Below are 19949 nucleotides of genomic sequence, written 5' to 3'. Positions count from 1 at the left end.
GACGACAGATCGGCGCGACCTGCGCCTCGGTGGCACCGGCAGGGCCGCGATGTGCCCCAACCCGGGTGCCGATTCTGGGACTGATCCGTGGTCTGCGCCGGGACGGCCGCAGCGGCGCCGCGGCCGATCGGTGCTCTCTCTTGGGGGCTGGCCTGTGGGGTGGAGGCCGCGGGTTAGAGACCGGTCTCTATCAGGAGAGTAAAGTTGAGGCATCGAGCGGTCAAGATGTCACGAGGAAGAAACAACAAAGAAACACAGATGCTGCGTGTCCCCACGTCATCATGGCGCAGTTGACCAGAGGCACACTGTTCTCTAGCGTAGAGAGCGGTTACTATTGGTCCCGAAACTGGACAGCTGCGCCGGGAAGGAGCACAACCGTGGCCGACCGCCCGGCGGCTCTTTTCGCGATGCGCTCCCGGCACCTGCCCGAGTTCTTCCCGCCGGAGGTGATGGGTCGGCTGCGGCGGCTGGTGAGCGTCGATCCGGACATCGTCGCCGAGCGGTTCGACAACTCTCGCGTGCTCGAGGCGCTCGCCTCCGTCGAGATCCTGATCACCGGCTGGGGATGCCCGCCGCTGGACCAGGCCGTGCTGGCCGCGGCACCACGGCTGCGGGCGGTGGTGCACGCCGCCGGCACGGTGAAGTCGCACGTCACGGCGGCCTGCTGGGATCGCGGGCTGGTGGTCTCCTCCGCCGCGGCGGTCAATGCCGTGCCGGTTGCCGAGTACACGCTGGCCGCGATCCTGTTCGCCGGCAAGGGTGTGTTCGCAGTGCGCGAGCGCTATCGCGGCGACCGGGGATTCGTGCTGGGCTCCATCGTGCCCGGGGTCGGTAACTTCCGCCGTCGGGTCGGCATTGTGGGCGCGTCCCGGATCGGCCGGCGGGTGATCGGCCTGCTGCGTCACTTCGATCTCGACGTACACCTGGCCGACCCGTACGTCGATTCGACCGACGCGGCGGCGCTGGGCGCGCATCTGATGAGCCTGGAGGAGGTGTTGCGGACCTGCGACATCGTCAGCCTCCACGCCCCGTCCAACCCGCAGACCCGGCACATGCTCGGCGCGGCGCAGCTCGCGCTGATGCCCGACGGCGCCGTCCTGATCAACACGGCCCGAGGTGACCTCGTCGACACCCCCGCCCTGACCGCTGAGGCGTCCAGCGGCCGCCTCAGCGCCGTCCTCGACGTGACCGACCCTGAGCCGCTGCCGGCCGGGTCGCCCCTGTTCGACCTGCCGAACGTCTTCCTCACCCCGCATGTGGCCGGCTCGCACGGCAACGAGGTGGAGCGGATGGGCCGCAGCGCCGTGGACGAGGTCGAACGGCTGTTGGCCGGCCGCACGCTGGCATACCAGGTGCACCAGCACGAGATCGTCCGGATTGCCTGATGGTTCGACATGACGGGCGCGAACTATCCTGTACGGGCAGCCCACCCACCGGGTTGGAGGAAGGTCTTCGTTGGCCAAGAAACTGACCCCTGACAACGGCAACCGCTCCACGATCAGGGACGTCGCGGCACGGGCCGGCGTGTCACCCGCCACCGTGTCCCGGGTCCTGATCGGCAACTACCCGGTGGCGTCGGCGACCAGGGCCAAGGTCCAGCGCGCCATGCGCGAGCTGGACTACGTCGTCAACGCCCAGGCCCGCGCCCTGTCCGGAGCCTCGACCAAGACCGTCGCGTTCCTCGTCGACGACGTCACCGGCGCCTTCTACGCCCACATCGCCCGCGGTTGCGAGCAGCAGGCCAAGGCCGAGGGGCGGCTGTGCATCCTGTGCACCACCGAGGGCGACGCGCAGAGCATCTTCCTGTTCGTCGAACTCATGCGGGAGCAGAACGCCGACGCGGTGGTCGTCGTCGGCGGCGCCTGGGAGAACGACGAGTACGAGCAGCGCATGATCCACTACGCGCGGGCGCTGCACCGTTCCGGCTCCCGGCTGGTGCTGGTGGGCCGGCCACCGCTGGCCGAGGACGCCCCCGCCACCGCCGTCGAGTACGACAACGAGGGTGGCGCGTACGCCATCACCAGCCACCTGCTGGCGGCGGGCCACCGGCGCATCGTCTACCTCGGCGCGGTGCCGGGCCTACTTACCAGCAGCCAGCGACTGCGCGGGTTCCGCCGCGCCCATGAGGTGCACGGGGTCGACCACGACCCGTCGCTTGTCCTGCCCGGCGAGTTCAGCCGGTCGTACGGCTACCAACGCACTCGGCAGCTACTGGCCACGGGCCACGGCGCGACCGCGATCCTCGCCGCGACCGACGTGGTGGCCGCGGGAGCGCTGCGGGCGCTGCACGAGGCCGGCGTCCGGGTGCCGGACGACATGGCGCTGGCCGGTTATGACGACATCCCCTTGGCCGGCGATCTGTATCCGGCGCTGACAACCGTGCACGTGCCGCAGGAGGAGCTCGGGCGCGCAGCGGTGCGCCTCGCGCTCAGTCGCGACCAGCACACTGGCGCCCAACACCTGATGCTCGGCACCCATGTCGTGGTCCGGGACTCCGCACCGTCCCCGGGTCGGTCCACCAGGGTGTAGCGGCACCTACTTGAGGCTGCCCAAGGTGACGCCCGAGCGCCAGTACCGCTGCATTGCCAGCATGAGCACGACCATCGGCACCAGCGAGATGATCGAGCCGACGATGACCAGGCTGGTCAGGTCGACCGAGGAGTCCATCTTCACGTTCAGCCAGGAGTACAGGCCCAGCATCACCGTCCAGTTCTCCTCGCTGCGCAGGAAGACCAGCGGCCCGAAGAACGAGTTCCAGGCCCCGACGAAGCCGAGCAGGAACACCGTCGCGGCACCGGTCGTCATGAGCCGCACACCGATCTGGAAGAAGATCCGGTACTCCCCCGCCCCGTCGATCCGGGCCGCCTCGATCAGCTCCTTGGGTATGGCGCCCTCGGCGTAGACCTTGGCGAGGTAGACCGAGAACGCGCTGAAGAAGCCGGGCACGATGATCGCCCACGGGGTATCGACGATCCGCAGGTCGGTGTAGAGCAGGAACGACGGGATGGTCAGCAGCGCTCCGGGCACCAGGAACGAGCCGATGACACAGGCCATCAGCAACCCTCGGCCGCGGAACTGGTACATCGCCAGGCCGTAACCGCACGCCACGCAGATCAAGGTCTGACCGACGGTGCCGGCGATACCGTAGAACAGCGTGTTGGCCATCCAGCGCAGGAAGATGCCATCGTTGTAGGTGAACAACGTCCGTACGTTGTCGACGAGGTTGAGCTCGGCGAACCACAACCCGTTCGTGCTGTACAGGTCGTCCTGGCTCTTGGTCGCGGACACCAGCAGGAACCAGACCGGGGCCAGGGAGTAGAACGCGAACATCACCAGCCCGGCGATCACCAGCAGCCGGGATCCTGTCGATTGTCTCGTCGTCATAGCGGTGCCCTGTTCGTCAGCTTGTAGAAGATCGCGGAGACGAGCCCGACGACCACCGCCAGGATGACCGACAGCGCGGCGGCGTAATGGAAGTCGCCGACCGCGAACGCCTGGTTGAAGATCATCATGATCGGCGTGAAGTCCTTGTTGACGGTCTCCGGCGTCATCGACCGGAACAGCAGCGGATCGCTGAAGATCTGCAGCGTGCCGATGATGCCCAGGACCGAGACGAGCACGAGCGAGCCGCGTACGTAGGGCACTTTGATGGACCAGGCGATGCGCCATTCGGACGCGCCGTCGACGCGCGCGCTGTCGAAGATCTCCCGGGGTACGGACTGCAGCGCCCCGTACACGATCAGCATGCTGAACCCGATGCCGTTCCAGGCCATCAGGTTGCCGATGGACACCCAGATCAGCTCGCCGCTGTAGAAGTTCGCGTCCAGCCCGAAAAACGCGAACAGGGGCGTCAGCGGCCCCACGGCGGGGCTGTAGAGGTATATCCAGATGAGCGTGGCCACGATGTTGGGGATCATGTACGGGATCAGCAGCGCCACCCGGAAGCGGCCGGCGAGCCGACGCTTGACCACGTCGAGCAGCAGGGCCATCGCGAGGCTGGCCGCCTGGATCATCGGGATGACGATGAGCGCGAACACTCCCACCTGCCACATGCCGCCCCAGAACCGGCCGTCGCCCAGCCCTCGGCTGAAGTTGTTCAAGCCGCTGAACGACACCGTCTTCTCGCCGAAGCCAAGGCCGCCGCTCTGGCTCGTGTAGAGGCTCTCGCGCAGCGCCATGACCAAGGGCACGACGGTGAAGACGACGAAGCCGACGAAGAAGGGCAGGGTGAACGACGCCCCCTTGAGCGCCATCGTCCTGCGCCAGCGCAGCCGGGGTGGGCGGGTCGCCCCGGCCTGCCCCGCCGCCGGTCCGGTGACCGGCGGCGGAACGAGCTTCTGGTCCACCGACATCCGTGCCTCAGCTCCCCACGACGCTGATTCCCTTGGCTTTCAGGTCGTCAACGGTGTATCTCTGCATGTTCTCCAGCAGCTGTCGGAAGGTGATTCGCTTGGTGACCGCCTGCGCCCACTGGTCCTGCAGCTCGGTGAACACGCCGGTGTAGTTCGGGCCTACCTGCCAGTTGTCCACGCCCGCCCGGACCGCCTTCAGGATGACCGGCGCGGCCTCTGCCCGCTTGTCGCCGAACAGCTTCTGCGGGACAACCGACTCCACCCACGGCGACGGGTCGGGAACCGAGCCGGGGAACGCGTACGCGCCGGTCGCCTTGTCGAAGGTGGCGTCGATCGCGTCCTTGTGAGTGGCCATCCACACGCCGACGTCCGTCGCCTCCTTCAGATGCCGGCATCCCTTCGGCACGGGCATCGCCATGCCGTGGTTGGGAGTGGCGAACTGCGGAGCGTCGGCGAACTGCGGCAGGTCCACCGGCTGCCAGTTCCCGATCGACTTCTTGTAGTTGAGCTCGTAGTTGCGCAGCTGCCAGGTCGAGGTGGGCAGCGAGACCATCTTTCCCTCGTCGAAGTAGGCGATCAGCGCCGGCCGGTCCTGGTACGTCTGGTTGGCGACAAGCCCGTTGTCGACCAACTGCTGGAGAACGTCTGCGGACTTCAGCGACTCCGGCGTCAGGAAGTCGACCTTCCACGCGTCCCCGTCGATCGTGTACCAGGTTCCGCCGGCTTGGACCACCAGGTTGACCAGCGTGCTCGGGTCCTCACCGGCCAGGTTCATCACCTGCACGCCGTGCGGCTTGAGTGCCTTGCCCGCGGTGATGACCTCGTCCCAGGTCTTCGGTACGGCGACGCCGTGCTGGTCGTACACCTTCCGGTTGACCATCATGAAGGTGGGAGTGGCACCACCGGGGATGCCGTAGTACTTGCCCTGCACCTGCGCGCTCTTGGGCGCCGCCGCCGTGAACAGGCCCTTGTCGACATACGGCTTCACATACTCGGTGATGTCGGTGACCAGGCCCTCCCCCAGCAGCGACGGGATTTCGGCGTTGGCGGCACCCTGCACCAGACAGGGCACGCCCTGACCGGCGGCGATCGCGTTGCGCAGGCCGGTGTAGGCGGTCGCGTTGTCGGCCTGCTTGACATATTTGATCTTGATGTCGGTGTGGGACTCGTTGAACTTGTTGACGACCGGCTCGACGGTCTCCTGCGGCGCCCAAGCCCAGTACTCGACCTCGACCGGACCGGACGACGCACCTTCGTCCCCGTCACCGCATGCCGCCATGGCTGTCGCCAGACAAAGGGCCAGTGCACCTGTCAGCCAACGTCTGCTCGTGCCGCGCATCCGTGCTCCTCCTCGCATCGGGACGGCCACCGCACCGCCATGTGCTCGACATTCAGTGACCTCGGTCATAGGGACCGGTTTCTACGAAACTTATGCTGGCGTAGCTGACGCGTCAAGAGTTCGTTGCCACGGCGTTACACGCTCCCGACATGCCCATACCCGACCCGCGTAGCGTCCATGCTGTACACGATGCATGTAGCGACCACGCTTTGCCGCTCGCGCCGGCACGTTCGTCACCCTCAGCCAGCTGTCGTCCGATGTGGTCCATGCCAGCTACGACTAGATAACGGTTTCTATCGAGAATCCTCGTGGCACTAGCGGTGACTACCACTCGGCAAACGATCCATCGACATGGCGCCACACCGAGTTGCGCCACCGGTGTCCGGTCCTGGCGGCCCGGCGGACCGCCGTCTCGTCGATCTCGATTCCGAGCCCGGGCCCGGTGGGCCGCTCGACGTGCCCGTCGGCGAAACGGAACACCGCCGGGTCGACGAGGTGGTCGAGCAGCTGGTTGCCGTGGCTCTGATGGATATCCAGGCTCTGTTCCTGGATGAGGAAGTTGGGAACGGCGAAGGCGATCTGCAGGCTCGCGGCCAGGGCGATCGGACCGAGCGGGCAGTGCGGGGCCAGCGCAACGTCGTACGCCTCGGCCATCGCGGCGATCCGGCGCACCTCGGAGATGCCACCGGCGTGAGACAGGTCTGGCTGGGCGACCGCGATGCCGGTGGGCAGCACGTCGCGGAAGTCCCAGCGGGAGTAGAGGCGTTCCCCGGTCGCGATCGGGATCGAGGTGGCCGCCGTGACGCGGGCGAGGTCACGGGAGAATTCCGGCAGGACGGGCTCCTCGACGAACATCGGCATCAGCGGCTCCAGCAGCGGCAGAACGCGGCGGGCCATCGCGGTGGAGAACCGGCCGTGAAAGTCCACGGCGATGTCCACCGCCGGACCGACGGACTCGCGCAGCACGGTGAGGCGGTCCACGATCTCGCGTACCGCCGCTGGCCCTTCGATGTGTCTGAGCTGGCCAGTGGGGTTGCACTTGACGGCGTCGAAGCCGGCTTCGACGGCGCGCACCCCGTCGTCGGCGAGGTCGGCGGCGCGATTGCCGCCGACCCAGCGGTAGACGCGGGCCCTGCGGCGGACCGGACCGCCGAGCAGTTCGTGGACCGGTACGCCCAGCGCCTTGCCCTTGATGTCCCACAGGGCCTGATCGATGCCGGCCAATGCGCTCGACAGCACCGGACCGCCCCGGTAGAAGCCACCCTTCGCGAGTACCTGCCAGTGGTCCTCGATCGCTGTGGGATCGGCGCCCCCGAGCCGCTCGGCGAGTGTGGTGACCGCGGCGGCCACCGATTCGGCTCGTCCCTCGACGATGGGCTCGCCCCAGCCGACGATGCCGTCATCGGTTTCCACTCGCAGGAACAGCCAGCGCGGCGGCACCAGGAATGTCTCGACCTTGACAATCTTCACGAGGTCTTCGCCGGCAGTGCGATGGTGTCCAACTCGACGAGATGTTGCGCGGTGAAACGCAGCAGTCGCTGGCCGGTACGCAGGTCGATGGGCACCTCGCGGCCTGGCAGCCGGCGGCGCAGCGGTGTGTGTGGGTGGTAGGCGGCGATCAGCGCCTCGGTCGCGTATGGCGCGAGGATCTTTGGCGCGGCGACGAACGGCGCCTGGAACCCCGTCAACGGCTCGGTGAGCGCCCGCCAGGTCACCTCGGCGGCGTCACGCACGTGCAGGTAGGCCCAGGAGTCCATCGCCGCCGAGCCGGGATCAGCGACGGTACGGGTGAGGCGCTCGGCGAGGCGCCGGTCGTCGCCGACGAACGGGAAGCGCACCGCGACGACGGTTGCCCCGTATCGTCGGCTGATCATGGTTGCGGTGGCCTCGTCGGCCTGTTTGGACAGCCCGTACGGGTCTTCGACCTGCAGCGGGGTCCGCTCGTCGATGGGGTAGTAGTCCGGGTGCAGCCGACGTGGGCTCCACGGCAGGCCGAGAACCGAGTAGCTGCTGGCGATCATCATGCGGGGCACTCCGGCCCGGCCGGCCTCCTCGAGCACCGCGAAGGTCGCCCGGCTGTTGCCGGCGAACACGTCGATCGCCGGCATGCCGTGTGGTGAGGGCACCGCGGCCAGGTGAGCCACCGCGTCCACGTCTCGCAGTGCCCCGCGAACAAGGTCGCTGTCGCCGGCGTTGCCGATGACCACACGATCGACCGGCAGGTCTCCCGGGTCGTCGAGCACCAGGGCGGTGGCCGGTACGCCCCGGGAGTGCAGCAGCTCGACCACGGCACGGCCGATGAGGCCGGCGGCTCCGGTGACCAGGACCCGCCGTGGTGTCGCGACGGTCACGGTGCCTCCAGGCCGCCATCCGGTCGGCGCACCTGTGCCGTCCAGGAATCGAACAGGAACTTCGTCGGCGGGTACTGGGCGGCCGCCCGCTCGTCCAGATCCACACCCCAGCCCGGCTCGGCCGACGGCACCAGATAGCCGTCGCGGACCACTGGGGTACCCGCGAACACCTCATGAGTGGCGCCGTTGTAGGTGTGCGACTCCTGATAGCCGAAGGCCGGGGTCGAGACGTCGACGGCGAGGTTGGCGGCCACTCCAACCGGGGAGATATCGCCCGGCGAATGGAACGCGGTGCGCACGCCGAGCAGCTCGGCGAGCGCGACCAGTTTGCGGGTCGGGGTCAGCCCACCGACTGACGAGGTGTGCAGGCGCAGCAGGTCGACTCCGCCGTCCCGGACCAGCCGCACCGCGTCGGGCACCGAGCCGATCTGCTCCCCCACCGCGATCGGCACCGGCGCCGCGGCCCGCACCTCGGGCAGCCGGTCGTAATGCTCCGGCGCGACCACGTCCTCCAGGAACGACAGCCCGTACGGCTCCAGGGAACGGGCCAGCACCACCGCCTGCTTCGGCGTCAGCCGGCTGTGCACATCGTGCATCAGGTTGACCTCGTCGCCGAGCCGCTCCCGGGCCGCCGCGAACAGGCCTGGGGTGCTGCGCAGGTACCGCTCGGCGTCCCAGCCGTCCGGATATGGCGAGCGCGGATACCCGCCAGCCCAGCCGGGCGCGCCGTACGTGCCCAGGCCCGGGCCGCCGACCTGCAACCGGACGTTGCGGTAGCCGTCCGCGATCAGCGCCTCGGCCTGGTCAAGGGTCTGCTCGACCGTCGCGGCGGCCGCGTGCGTGTACACCTCGACCGCGGCACGGCAGCGACCGCCAAGCAGCTCGTAGACCGGCAGGCCGGCGCGCTTGCCGGCGATGTCCCACAGCGCCTGGTCGATGCCGGACAGCGCGTTGTTGAGCACCGGCCCGTTGCGCCAGTATGACGAGTAGTGCACCAGCCGGGTGATGTCCTCGATGTCTGCGGGATGGCGACCGAGCACCAGTGGCGCGACGTATCCCTGCACCGTGGCGACCACCGCCTCGTACCGCTGGGTGAAGGTGGCACAGCCCAGCCCGTAGAGGCCGTCGTCCGAGGTGTCGACGCGTACCACCACGAGCGGGATGCCCTCCGGGGCGGTGACGATCGCCCGCACGCCTGTGATGCGCAATCCGTCCGTGGGCCCCCACGGCGGATGTGCCTGCGGCAGAGCGCCCGAGGCGTTCAGCAGCCGGTGCGGATCGCGTGACGTCACGGGGCCTCCTCGTGCGGCAGACAGCGTAGATACCGGTATCTACCGTAGACGGGTCGCAATGCTGGATCAAGGTGCGCCGAGGAGGCAGGAAACCTAATGGAGCGCATGAGCCATTGCGTTGCGACGGACTGCCACGGCACAGAAAACGGTCTCTGGATGGGTGGAGCTTGTGAGGCATATGGCCCAGTTTCCCGTCGCGGGCCGGCACGATGGCGAGGACGAGTTCCCTGGTGAGGACTCGACGTTGCGCGGGATGGACGAGGTCGCGGGTGAGGAACGGCAGAGTGGCCGTCTAGTTGCGGAATGCCTCGCCAGCGAAATCGATAGGCAGGGGTGGTCACGGTCAGCCTTCGAGCAGCTACACCGGTGGGGTGCAGCCTGAGCACCTGGCGGAGGCGCTCGGTGACCCTGCGCGTAGCCTCCAGGATGAGGACAACCTCGCGGACACGTTGAGCGCCATCGTCGCTGCCGCCGCCGAGACGATACCGGGGGCACGATATGCCGGCCTGGCCGTCGTGCGGGGCAGGTGCGCTCTGGATACTCGTGCGGTGACCGACGACCGGGTGCGTCGAATCGATCAGGCGCAGTGCGACGCCGGTCAGGGGCGGTGCCTGGATGCGGTTTACGAACAGCAGACGGTGCGGGTGTCCGACCTGGCACGGGCTCCTCATGGAATGGTACCGGCTCACTGCTGACCAGGCCTTCATCCTTCTGGTACGGGCAAGTCAGCACACCAGCATCAAGGTTGCGGAGATGGCTCGCACGCTGGCCCAGACCGGTGTTTTCGTACCGCCGTCCCGCAGTGGACCGTCGGCCGATCGACGCTGAGGCACGTTCGGCGGCGCCCCGATGGCACGGCCGACCGGCAGCCCACCTCGCCCGAACCGTTTGCGATGGCAGTACGCGGGGTATACACACTGGATCCTGTCCGTCGATCCAGCACCGCGCTGATCGCATCCCTCTCGGTCGATGGTAGCGGTTGAGCGGACACCTACCTCCGCGCCGGGCGCTGGCCACCGGCTGCGGCCAGATCAAGACCGGTGCGCCGGCGACTCCGTCTGGTTCCGCACCTTCCGGACCACCCCTGCAACGCATGATCAGGAGACACGATTACCGCCGTCACCCATCCCGTAGACCCGACAAGCTGGTCTGGTACCCGCCCGGCCACCTCACCCAGGTCCGACCGCCTCGACCTGCCCTGTGGCTCTGTCGCCTATACCAGTGCCGGATCCGGCGCACCGCTGCTGCTCGTGCACGGGCTGGGCGGGACCCGGCACACCTGGCGGCACCTGATCGGCCCGCTCGCGGCCACCCACACCGTGATCGCTCCCGACCTGCCGGGTCACGGCGACTCCGACGTACCCGGCGGCGACTACTCCCTCGGCGCCCACGCCGCCGCGCTCCGGGATCTACTCGTCGCGCTGGGACATACCCATGCCACCATCGTGGGCCACAGCCTCGGCGGCGGCATCGGCCTGCAGTTCGCCTACCAGTTTCCCGAGCGTATCGACCGCCTCATCCTGATCAGCAGCGGCGGTCTCGGCCCTCAACTCAACCCGATGCTGCGGGCCGCCACCTTGCCCGCCGCCCAGATCAGCGTCGCCGGCCTCGCGTACCTGCCGCGCCCCCTTATCAGACGGCTCCTTCCGGCGCTGTCCGTACTGCCCGGCGTCGTCGCCCGCCAGGACGCCCGAGTCGTCGCCGACGCGCTGCACGGTCTCGCCGACGCACAACAACGCCGCACCTTCATCCGCACCGCGCGCACCGTGATCGACTGGCGCGGTCAAACAGTCAGCGCCACAGGCCACCTGGGCCTGCTCGAAGAGCTGCCGGTGCTGCTCGCCTGGGGTGCCAACGACCGGACCATACCGCCGCGGCACGAGCATGCCTTCGCCCGCCGGTTGTCCGCGCCGCACCTGGCCGAGATCGCCGACGCCGGGCATTTCCCACACGAAACCGCGCCGGAGCGGCTCCTGCCGCCGATGCAGGCGTTCCTCGATTCGACCCGACCGTTCCGGTACGCCGTGGCGGACCAGCACGGTGTACTCCCCCAACAAAGCGACCGGACACCAGGCTCGACGACGCGTCCGGCAGAAGGTGAGCCGAACTGATGGATGTCACCGAGAACTCCGCCGGCCGGCCGGTCCAGGCAGCGGTCGTCGTCAACCCCGCCAAGATCGATGACCTCGACGGGTTCCGCGCGAGCGTCGACGGCGCGCTGACCGAAGCGGGGTGGCCCGCACCACGGTGGTACGAGACCACGCCCGAGGAGCCGGGACGCACGCAGACGGCGGCGGCGGTCGACGCGGGCGCCGAGATCGTCTTCGTCGCCGGCGGCGATGGCACCATCCTGTCGGCAGTCTCCGCGCTCGTGGGCACGGACACCGCGATGGCGGTCCTGCCGGCGGGCACCGGCAACCTGCTCGCCGCGAACCTCGGCCTCTCCACCGACCTGGCCGCCGGGCTGGAGGTCGCCCTAGAGGGCGGCCTGCGCCGGCTGGACGTCGGAGAGGTCGACGGGCAGTACTTCACCGTGATGGCCGGGATGGGCTTCGACGCCCGGATGCTCGACGCGACCTCGGACACGGCGAAGGCGCGCATCGGCTGGTCGGCGTACCTGCTGGGCGCCCTGCGTCACGTGACGGATCGGCGGATGAAGGTGACGGTCCGCGTCGACGGCGGCAAGCCGATCCGACGCCGGGCGCAGACCGTGCTCGTGGCCAACGTCGGGCGCATGCAAGGAGGCGTACGGCTGCTCACCGAGGCCAAGCCGGATGACGGTCTCCTGGACGTGGCGATCCTGACCCCCCGTACCCTATGGCACTGGCTGGCGCTGGGCTGGGCGGTGCTCCGACGCAAGGAGCGGGTGCCGTCGATGGACGTGTTCCGGGGAGCCCGGGTAGAGGTGGCCAGCGACCGGGTCCAGCCCCGACAGCTCGACGGCGACCTCGTCGAGGCGGGCCGGCTGTTGAACGTGCAGGTGTTGTCGAAGGCACTCTGGCTGTGTGTGCCGCAGCCGGCGGGCCACCCGGACCTGGCGCAGGATGCCGACGCGGCTGCCGAGCGCGGCCATCGGCTCGTGGCTCCGAACGTGTAGGGCGGGGCACCCGGTCGGGTCTCACATGCCGGCTGTCCGCGATGCCACCGCTGACGGACCGGGCAGGCCGGCGGTTCGGGTGGCCGCGGTGTGCCGCCTCGGTCCCCGGTATTCGTCGCTTACGAGGACTGGGCGGCCTGGACGCTTGCACCGAACGCGTCGCGCGCGGCCGAGGCCGCCCTCGCCCGCGGGGGTAGGGTGGATCCGGGAACTTCGATTCGTGGCTGCTCTGGCCCTCGGCAGTGCCTGACCTGCGGTGAAGGTGCAGCCAATGAATACGAGCAGCGGCCGGGTGCGGCCTCGCGGTGCGAGGTCGGTGGCGGCGGGTGGGTGACCCTGCCGCCCGTATCGCAGCGCTCATCGCCCAGCAGCCAGCGAGCCCGCACGCCGGCACCGGCACCGCGGCTTTCCTGCAACGGCTGTGCGTGGCGGCCACCCAGGCGCTGGCCGTGTCCGGGGCCGGGCCCGGGGTGAGCCTGATGGCCGAGGAGGGTGTGCGTGGCCCGCCGAGGGACTGGTCGAGGCGATGGACAGCCGGGCGGAGCTGTTCCCGGCGCAAGGCATGGTCATGGTCCAGTTCGGTGTCCAGCTGACTGCGGCGCTGGTCCGGCTACGGGCCTATGCCTATACCGAAAACCGCCCGCTGGCCGACGTGGCCCGCGACGTGGTCACCCGCCGGCTACGGTTCGACCGAGACCAGCCATGAACAGACGTCGATTTCATCTCGAAGAGGGCTTGAGGGCCCGCTGGCGCGCCGTGGCGATCCAGCTGGCGGCTGGGTTTGCGATGCCTTGCGTCGGTGCGGGCATGGCGACTCCTGTATATCGTTGCCCGGTGCGCCCACTTCGGGGCAGCGAGGACGGCAGACGACCGCAGAGACCGGAAGGATCACCGGTGGGGGCGTCAGCCGACGAGCGCAGGTAGTGCCCGCCAAGCGATGAGAAGCGTGGAGGCGAGGATGCCCCGATGGGCGTCGGCATAAACCTCGACCCGCGACGCTGCCGTACCGGCGGATCCGCAGCCAGGGCTGCCCGACTTCAGAACCGATCGCCGCCCGGTCGAACCGCTCCGGTGCCGATCGTCCGCAAGTGCGCCAGCGCCGCCTGCGCGAGGAGTACACCGAAAGCGGCGGCGACCGCCGTCTGCCACCACGACGGCCTGAGCCGGACGGACAACAGGCCCACCGCGGCGGGGCACCCGAGCACCAACGTCACCCGCAGCGCGTAGTAGCCCGGCTGCCGGTCCAGCAGACCCGCGCCTCGGACCAGGCGGAGCAGGTCAGCGTACTCACTGCCCCGCTCGCTACGGGCTCCAAGATCCGTATCACTCACCTCGCCGCTCCTCGGTAACCGCGGAGATCGACTTGTCTGTTCCGCCGTAGCCACGACCGGGCAGGCGCGCGATCCATCCGGGTGCCGCAGAGATCGAACATGCGAACTGCGGCTGACGGTCCCAGTCTCGGCGCACAGCCGCCTCTCCGTACGAGGAAACGGCAGGTCAGGGCGACCGAACGCGGGTGACGCTCCCGTTCGTGTGAGTCTGCCGATAAGGTGCGCGGCTCCGGCGGCCGAGTCCAACAATCAGGACTGGCAGGCACGTCGGTTTCAGGGAGCAGTCATGGTTCGCAAGAGAAAGTCCGCCGCGCGGCAAACGCTCATCCTCGCCTTCGCCGCTGGGGCGCTGACCGCCGCGGCGGGCACGTTGACGCTGCGACGTCGTCGCCAGGATGGCGGCCTCCCGACGGATGCCGATGCCGGACAGCTCGACGGCAACCCCGTCCCGTCCCTGGAGGGGCGGATCGACGGGCTCCCGCAGAACCCGATCAGCACGCCGACGGCCCAGCACAGCTGACCCGAGCAGCGCTCGAACGGTCCCGGCGTGTGCGGAAGAGACGAGGATACCCATGGCAGAACGTCCCGGCGGCAGCTCCGGCGCCCCGTCTGCTGACACGCCGGTCGCCGAGTTGGTCCAGCGCGCCACGGAACAGATCACCCGGCTGGTACGCGACGAGCTGACGATGGCACGGGCGGAGATGACCGCCAAGGGCAAGCGCGCGGGCGTCGGTGCCGGACTGCTCGGCGGTGGCGCGATGTTCGGTCTCCTCGCCGCCGGGACCGCCGTCGCCACGGTCGTGCTGGCCCTGGCCGCGGTCCTGCCCGACGCGGTGGCCGCCCTGATCGTCACGGTCATCCTCGCCATCGCCGCCGCCGTCGCGGCCCAACGCGGTAAGAAGCAGATCAGCGGGGTCATGCCCGCCACGCCCACGGCGACCAGGGACAGTGTGCGAGCCGACACCGAGGCGATACGTGGCGCGGCGAGCCGGAGGAAGCCATGAGCACACCATCGGCAGGCAGTGATCCGAACCAGACCCGGCGCGACATCGAGCAGACCCGCGCGGAACTCGGCGACACCGTGGCCGCCCTGACCGCCAAGACCGACGTCAAGGCCCGTACCCGCAGCAAGGCCACCAGCGCCGTCGGTGGACTCGGACAGCGTGTCAGCCAGGCCGGCCAGTCGGCGAAGACCAAGGCGACGCAACTACCCCGCACCCTGGGTCAGACGGCCGCCCAGCGCGTCAGGCCGGTCGCCCAGAAGGCCCGACAGATCACCGCCGCGGTACGTGGCGCGGTGAAGGCCGGCGCGGCGGCTACCGATAAGGCCGAGTCGACCCTGGTCGGCTCCGCCCGCGCCGCGACAACCAAGATCGGCAACTCGGTACGCGCGAAACCGGCACCGGTCCTCGCCGCCGCCGTCGGCGCCGCCGCCCTTGCGATTCTGGTTCTGCGACGCCGCCGGCTGAGGTGACCGGCCGACGCCGCTGGCCGGGACGTCGACGACACCGGGCTGCCGCTTCGTACGTCGACGAGCCGGCGCGTCTGACGGCAGGCGCTCCGGACGGTGCAGGCGATGATGACTGCCTCGGTCAAACGCGGTCGCCTGCCGAGTTCGGCCTCCGGACCACACGCCGCGGTAGCCACGCTCACCGGACGGGGTACGGCTAAGCCGAGCCCACCCCGGGCTACGACGAGCAGCGGTAGCTCCGCGCGGGCGGTCCAGGCCCGAGACGAGCGTCGATGAGTTCGGCTGGATGGGGAGCGTAGGATGGGGGACCTGTGGCCGGTCCCCACACTTGACCGGCGAACCGGCGTCGAGCAAAGGACGTCGGTCCCGGGTCCAGCCTCTGCTGGTCCGTGCAGCGGCGCGCGATCGCGGGCCGCCAACGAGCGCCTGCCACCGGCCAACCAGCGCGCGGGCGCGTTCGCGAGGGATCTGCACTGTATGTCTGAATTGTCCCTGGATACTACTGAGGCGTTCGCTGAACTCGGACGGATCAAACTCGGCGACACCAACCTCGCGGGCGTCCTCGACCGGATCGCCGAACTCGCCAAACGGAGCATTCCCGGCGCCGAGGAGGTCTCCGTCACCCTGATACGCGGCGACGACGCCTACACCGCGGCGTTCACCGGCCAGCTCGCGCTGCGCCTGGACGAGTCGCAGTACCAAAAGGGTCACGGGCCGTGCCTGGACGCCGCCCAGAGCGGGGCCACCATGTCCGTGCCCGACATGTCCTCCGAGACCCGCTGGCCGGACTGGGCCGCCCGGGCTCGTACGGAAGGCGCGCTCAGCTCGATGTCGATCGGCCTACCGATTCAGGAAGCCGTCGTCGGAGCACTCAACGTCTACGGCGCCAAGCCCGACGCCTTCGACGACGACGACGTCCTCCAGGCCCAGACGTTCGCCGGCTACGCCGCGGTGGCCCTGGCCAACGCCCACCTCTACGACACCACCGCCACCCTGGCCCAGCAGATGCAAGCCGCCATGGAGAGTCGAGCCGTCATCGAACAGGCCAAGGGCATCATCATGGGGGAACGCCGCTGCACCGCCGACGAGGCGTTCGCCATCCTCGCGAAGGTATCCCAGGACTCCAACCGCAAAGTCCGCGAAGTCGCCACCGCCCTTGTCGACCGGGCCAAACAACCACCGCCCAAGCCGTGACCACCGGACGCCCTCGGTCAGACGGGGCGGGACTCACGTCGCCCCAGCTGGCTGACGCTGACCGGTCCCGGCGGTGCGGATCGTCCACAGACCGAGTCAGACCGGCCGGGTGATTGGCGCGGCATCATCCATCAGCGGTGATGCCGATCGTCACGGGCCCGGCGCTGTGGAGTTTGGGCCGGGTCCGAGCAGCGGAACGGTCTCGCCGCGACGGATGGCCCGGACACCCGGCCCGATGCCCTGCCGCCGGGCGCGATCGAGGAAGTCCCGCAGCGGGGACCGGAAGACCGGGTAGTCGTCGTAGTGGATGGGCAGGGTCAGACCCGGCCGGACGAGCCGGACCAGCTCGACCCCCTGCCGGTCGTCCATCGTGACGAGAACGCCGAGGAGCCTGGTCCCGCCAAGGTGGATCAGCATGGCGTCGATATCGGGAAAACGTCGCGGAATCTCGGCCAGCGCCGGATGGTTGAGGGTGTCCCCGGTGACGTAGAGCCGAAGCAGGCGCTGCCCGTTCCGTTCGAAGTCGAGAATGCTGCCCATCACCGTCGGCAACACTCGGGCCAGCGGACCCGGCCCGTGTCTGCCGGGCACCGCTGTGATACGTACGAGTTGGTCGCCGCGACTGATCTCGTGACTTTCCCAGCTGGTCAGGGCCTCCGCCGAGGCAAAGCCCCAGCGGTGCAGCCGGAGCCGCGCCTGCGGCGTGGTGATGATGGGCAGTGCCTTGGGCAGGTTCCTCCGCGCCACCCGGTCAAAGTGGTCACCGTGCAGGTGCGAGAGCACGATCCCGTCCAGGGGTGGCAGTTCCCCGATCCGCATGGCGGGATCGGTACGTCGCCGGGTCCACAACCCGTAGCCGAGGTAGGCGCGCTGACCGGCATGCAGGAAGTTGGGATCGGTCATCAGGGTGATGGCGCCCAGTTTCAACAGGGTGGTCGCCGTACCGACGAACGTCACCGTGGCCTGCGGCTGTGGCAGGGCACCCATCTTTCTCTCCTCCCGGGAAGACCTGTCGACACGTCGGGGACCTCCATCAGAGCACGGCAGCTCGCCGGTCTATGCCTTATCCGCGACGACGGACGGCCACTCACGTTTCCGGGGTACTCGCGACCCCGGTTTGCGCCCGACCGACGTTCCCGGGCCGACACGATGTTCTCCGGGCAGTGCCGTTGCGTACTGTCCTGGACGTCGAAATGACCAACGGCTCCGGACACGCCAAGTAGGTATCGGGCGACCGGCGACAGATTGCGGAGCACGAGCTGCCCGTCCACTGCGGCGACCGTGCTGGACCTGAAGCAACGCGGCAAGCCCATGGGTGGACAGCGAGGTTGTCCTGGCCAGCTCGCTCCAGCGACATTACGGGGGTCACATCGGGGGTGGCCCGCCGTCGCGGCGGGCAGTCGCTGGGTGGGCATGAGGGCCTCGGGCCAGGATCGACAGGAGTTGGGCGGCAAGATTTGCCACGAGTTCCGATGGACGATCGCCCAAGGCTCACCTCTGAACCGCGCGGACACGGTACCCAGGAGTCTGGGAAATACACCCGTATCTGCGGTCGGCGCCTGTCCGGACGCCGGGGCGCCGTGCTCGTCACGCCTACACCCCCATCACCCGACCAGGTCGGCCGGTACGCCGAGTCCGGCGACGGGTGGGCTCCACGGGGCGATCGTGGCCAGCCGGCGTCACCGGCCAGCCACGATCGGGAAACGGCAATCCTTCAACGTCTCCGGCCCGTGAGCAGCCCCAACGCGATCATCCCTACGCCAAGGAAGAAGTGCAGCCAGTCGTCCGCGCCGTTGAGCGGGACGAAGTTGGCGGGGCTGTCGTGCCCGATGATCAGGCCGTACAGCCAGAGGGCGAGATATACCGCGCCGCCGCCGATGAGGTAGAGACGCGCTCCGTCCAGGGTTCGGGCCAGCATCAGACCCACGATGCCGAAGAGCAGGTGCACGATGTTGTGCAGCACCGAAACCTGGAATATGCCGAGCAGTTCGGCGCCGGATTCGTGCCCGGCGAATTTCATGCTGTCGTAGTTCGTCGTTATCCCGGGCACGAACCCCAGGACGCCGACCAGCAGGAACACCGCACTGACGGCAACCGCGACCCGGCGTACGAGTGCGGTGGCGTTCATTGTCCGACCGGTCGATTCTGACCTGCTGACCATGATCTCACCTCCGTCGATATGGACGGCTGGCTATTATCCGGACGCCGGCTGTCGAAACCTGTCGACGAGATTCCGCGACTCGAATGCTCCGCTACCGGTCGGGCAACCAAGCCGGGACCGGCTGGGAAGGCTGCGGGATGGCCTCCTCGGGTACCACAGACCGATCCGGACCGGCACGCCCGGGGAGGCGTGCACCAGCGGAGCGCCGGTCGGTGCCGGGAGCCCGACCGCGGTCACCAGGTCCTGGTCGAGTCGTACCAGTTCGGCCCGGTGCAGCGGCCAGGGTGCGTGCTCCGCCTCGGCGGCGCCGGACGCCTGACGGGTCCCGCCGCGCCGGGGCGCTCCGGCCGCGGAGGCAGTGGCACCTACCAGGCCGCATCTCGGCACCGAGTCCCCCACCGCGAACCTGCTGCTCGGCCCGCCCCTCGCCATGGTCGACGCGGTACGGAACGCGATCCTGACCGCGATGCGGGACTGATTGAGGCGCGCTGTCCCGCCCGTCCACCTGACGGGCGGGACAGCCTCGCTTTCCACGCACCGTCAAGCCAGCGGGTACGGACCTGGGCGCCGCAGGCAGCCCACAGTCGCAGGGGTTCGTCCGCGTGGAAGATCCGCCCGCCACCGCTCGGAGTGCCGTCCGTACCCAACACGGCCGGTACCTATCCACCGTCGCCGCGCCACGTCAAGGAAATTCACTAGAGCAGCCCAGCATTGCCGGCCAGCGCGGCAGCTTCGGTTCTGGTCGACACGCGCAGTTTGCGCAGCAGTGATGCGGTCAACCGTTTCACAGTCCGCTCGGAGATATGAAGCCTATCCGCGATCTCCACCGTGCTGTTCCCCCTGGCAATAAGCTGCAGGAGCAGGCGTTCCTCGTCGTCGAGCAGAGCCGACACCGGGAGCCGGTTGCGCGTCGGTGCGAGAAGCCCTGCGAGCAGCTCGGCGGGCAGCACAGCCCAGCCGTCGAGAACCGCCATCAGCGGCGGTAGCAGTTCCTCGGGCTCGCTGCTCTTGGGTAGGTACCCCTCCGCGCCGGCCCGCAGAGCCTCGACAACGACGTCGCTCTCGTCGAGGCCGGACATGGCGACGATCCGTAGTCGGGGATCGGTGCGGCGAATGGCGGCAATGGCGCGGATTCCACCGGGGGGTGGCATGTGGAGGTCGACCAGAGCCAGATCAGGTGCGCATTGCCGAACCAGCCCGGCCGCCTGGGACGCGTCACACGTCGACCCCACCACACAGGCCCGACCGTCGCTCAGGCGTGGGAGCAACAGTTCCAGACCTCGTACGAACAGTGCGTGGTCGTCGATCAGGGCGATGCGGACGGTGGCCGAGCCGGGCACGCCGGGGCGTTACCCAAAAAA

General features: G+C 69.0%; 21 protein-coding genes. 10 read left to right on the top strand and 11 right to left on the bottom strand.

Features of this window, described 5'->3' with window-relative positions; all coding sequences use genetic code 11:
* Window positions 1–377 precede the first annotated feature (377 nt).
* Both ACFP2T_RS42825 and ACFP2T_RS42820 read left to right on the top strand, forming a co-directional pair.
* On the top strand, window positions 378–1385 hold the full coding sequence (locus tag ACFP2T_RS42825; RefSeq protein ID WP_377432737.1) for a hydroxyacid dehydrogenase: 1008 nt from the start codon (window positions 378–380) through the stop codon (window positions 1383–1385).
* A gap of 70 nt (window positions 1386–1455) precedes the next feature.
* Window positions 1456–2529, top strand: a complete 1074-nt coding sequence (locus ACFP2T_RS42820; RefSeq protein WP_377432736.1) for a LacI family DNA-binding transcriptional regulator — start codon at window positions 1456–1458, stop codon at window positions 2527–2529.
* Window positions 2530–2535: 6 nt separating this feature from the next.
* Here ACFP2T_RS42820 and ACFP2T_RS42815 read toward each other — a convergent pair whose 3' ends face one another.
* The 6 genes from ACFP2T_RS42815 to ACFP2T_RS42790 form a co-directional block, all read right to left on the bottom strand.
* The gene (locus ACFP2T_RS42815; RefSeq protein ID WP_377432735.1) at window positions 2536–3384 is read right to left on the bottom strand and encodes a carbohydrate ABC transporter permease; all 849 of its coding nucleotides are present in this window, start codon (window positions 3382–3384) and stop codon (window positions 2536–2538) included.
* Entirely contained in the window at window positions 3381–4352 is a 972-nt protein-coding gene (locus ACFP2T_RS42810) for a carbohydrate ABC transporter permease (RefSeq protein ID WP_377432734.1), read from the bottom strand. The genes ACFP2T_RS42815 and ACFP2T_RS42810 overlap by 4 nt, the downstream gene beginning before the upstream one ends.
* Before the next feature lie 7 nt (window positions 4353–4359).
* On the bottom strand, window positions 4360–5631 hold the full coding sequence (locus ACFP2T_RS42805) for an ABC transporter substrate-binding protein (RefSeq protein ID WP_377432733.1): 1272 nt from the start codon (window positions 5629–5631) through the stop codon (window positions 4360–4362).
* A gap of 384 nt (window positions 5632–6015) precedes the next feature.
* On the bottom strand, window positions 6016–7161 hold the full coding sequence (gene dgoD / locus ACFP2T_RS42800; RefSeq protein WP_377432732.1) for a galactonate dehydratase: 1146 nt from the start codon (window positions 7159–7161) through the stop codon (window positions 6016–6018).
* Window positions 7158–8042, bottom strand: coding sequence for an NAD-dependent epimerase/dehydratase family protein (locus tag ACFP2T_RS42795; protein WP_377432730.1), 885 nt, complete (start codon window positions 8040–8042; stop codon window positions 7158–7160). The genes dgoD and ACFP2T_RS42795 overlap by 4 nt, the downstream gene beginning before the upstream one ends.
* A complete protein-coding gene (locus ACFP2T_RS42790) occupies window positions 8039–9334 on the bottom strand; it encodes an enolase C-terminal domain-like protein (RefSeq protein ID WP_377432729.1) in 1296 nt (431 codons plus the stop codon). Before ACFP2T_RS42790 ends, ACFP2T_RS42795 begins: the two co-directional genes overlap by 4 nt.
* A gap of 615 nt (window positions 9335–9949) precedes the next feature.
* Between ACFP2T_RS42790 and ACFP2T_RS42785 the strand changes: the two genes are divergently transcribed.
* The 4 genes from ACFP2T_RS42785 (at window position 9950) to ACFP2T_RS42770 (ending at window position 13137) form a co-directional block, all read left to right on the top strand.
* Window positions 9950–10162 (top strand): ANTAR domain-containing protein, encoded by a 213-nt coding sequence (locus ACFP2T_RS42785; protein ID WP_377432728.1) that lies wholly within the window; start codon window positions 9950–9952, stop codon window positions 10160–10162.
* 422 nt (window positions 10163–10584) lie between these two features.
* Window positions 10585–11445 (top strand): alpha/beta fold hydrolase, encoded by an 861-nt coding sequence (locus tag ACFP2T_RS42780; protein ID WP_377432726.1) that lies wholly within the window; start codon window positions 10585–10587, stop codon window positions 11443–11445.
* Window positions 11445–12431: a diacylglycerol/lipid kinase family protein gene (locus tag ACFP2T_RS42775; RefSeq protein ID WP_377432725.1), complete on the top strand. Its 987-nt coding sequence runs from the start codon at window positions 11445–11447 to the stop codon at window positions 12429–12431. The genes ACFP2T_RS42780 and ACFP2T_RS42775 overlap by 1 nt, the downstream gene beginning before the upstream one ends.
* A 526-nt stretch (window positions 12432–12957) precedes the next feature.
* A complete protein-coding gene (locus ACFP2T_RS42770; protein ID WP_377432723.1) occupies window positions 12958–13137 on the top strand; it encodes an ANTAR domain-containing protein in 180 nt (59 codons plus the stop codon).
* A gap of 331 nt (window positions 13138–13468) precedes the next feature.
* On the opposite strand, the gene ACFP2T_RS42765 is transcribed toward ACFP2T_RS42770, so the two are convergent.
* Window positions 13469–13762 carry a hypothetical protein gene (locus ACFP2T_RS42765; protein WP_377432721.1) on the bottom strand — a complete coding sequence of 98 codons (294 nt, stop codon included), beginning with the start codon at window positions 13760–13762 and terminating at the stop codon, window positions 13469–13471.
* A 286-nt stretch (window positions 13763–14048) separates the two neighbouring features.
* On the opposite strand from ACFP2T_RS42765, the gene ACFP2T_RS42760 reads away from it, so the two are divergent.
* The 4 genes from ACFP2T_RS42760 to ACFP2T_RS42745 all read left to right on the top strand — a co-directional run bounded on the left by ACFP2T_RS42760 (window position 14049) and on the right by ACFP2T_RS42745 (window position 16427).
* The gene (locus ACFP2T_RS42760) at window positions 14049–14282 is read left to right on the top strand and encodes a hypothetical protein (protein ID WP_377432719.1); all 234 of its coding nucleotides are present in this window, start codon (window positions 14049–14051) and stop codon (window positions 14280–14282) included.
* A gap of 52 nt (window positions 14283–14334) precedes the next feature.
* Entirely contained in the window at window positions 14335–14766 is a 432-nt protein-coding gene (locus ACFP2T_RS42755) for a phage holin family protein (RefSeq protein ID WP_377432718.1), read from the top strand.
* Window positions 14763–15236: a DUF3618 domain-containing protein gene (locus tag ACFP2T_RS42750; protein WP_377432716.1), complete on the top strand. Its 474-nt coding sequence runs from the start codon at window positions 14763–14765 to the stop codon at window positions 15234–15236. Before ACFP2T_RS42755 ends, ACFP2T_RS42750 begins: the two co-directional genes overlap by 4 nt.
* A gap of 474 nt (window positions 15237–15710) precedes the next feature.
* Complete coding sequence (locus ACFP2T_RS42745) at window positions 15711–16427, top strand: ANTAR domain-containing protein (protein ID WP_377432715.1); 717 nt, start codon at window positions 15711–15713, stop codon at window positions 16425–16427.
* A 150-nt stretch (window positions 16428–16577) separates the two neighbouring features.
* Here the strand turns inward: ACFP2T_RS42745 and ACFP2T_RS42740 are convergent, their stop codons facing one another.
* The 4 genes from ACFP2T_RS42740 to ACFP2T_RS42725 form a co-directional block, all read right to left on the bottom strand.
* A complete protein-coding gene (locus tag ACFP2T_RS42740) occupies window positions 16578–17414 on the bottom strand; it encodes an MBL fold metallo-hydrolase (protein WP_377432713.1) in 837 nt (278 codons plus the stop codon).
* Between the two features lie 727 nt (window positions 17415–18141).
* The gene (locus tag ACFP2T_RS42735) at window positions 18142–18588 is read right to left on the bottom strand and encodes a DUF4383 domain-containing protein (protein WP_465264298.1); all 447 of its coding nucleotides are present in this window, start codon (window positions 18586–18588) and stop codon (window positions 18142–18144) included.
* A gap of 33 nt (window positions 18589–18621) precedes the next feature.
* Complete coding sequence (locus ACFP2T_RS42730) at window positions 18622–18975, bottom strand: DUF2071 domain-containing protein (protein WP_377432786.1); 354 nt, start codon at window positions 18973–18975, stop codon at window positions 18622–18624.
* A 308-nt stretch (window positions 18976–19283) separates the two neighbouring features.
* On the bottom strand, window positions 19284–19928 hold the full coding sequence (locus tag ACFP2T_RS42725) for a response regulator (RefSeq protein WP_377432711.1): 645 nt from the start codon (window positions 19926–19928) through the stop codon (window positions 19284–19286).
* Window positions 19929–19949 lie beyond the last annotated feature (21 nt).

It is taken from the genome of Plantactinospora solaniradicis (assembly GCF_042658085.1).
Lineage (GTDB): Bacteria > Actinomycetota > Actinomycetes > Mycobacteriales > Micromonosporaceae > Plantactinospora > Plantactinospora solaniradicis.
The sequence above is the reverse complement of the archived record's forward strand: the minus strand, read 5'-3'. Positions and strand labels throughout refer to the sequence as shown.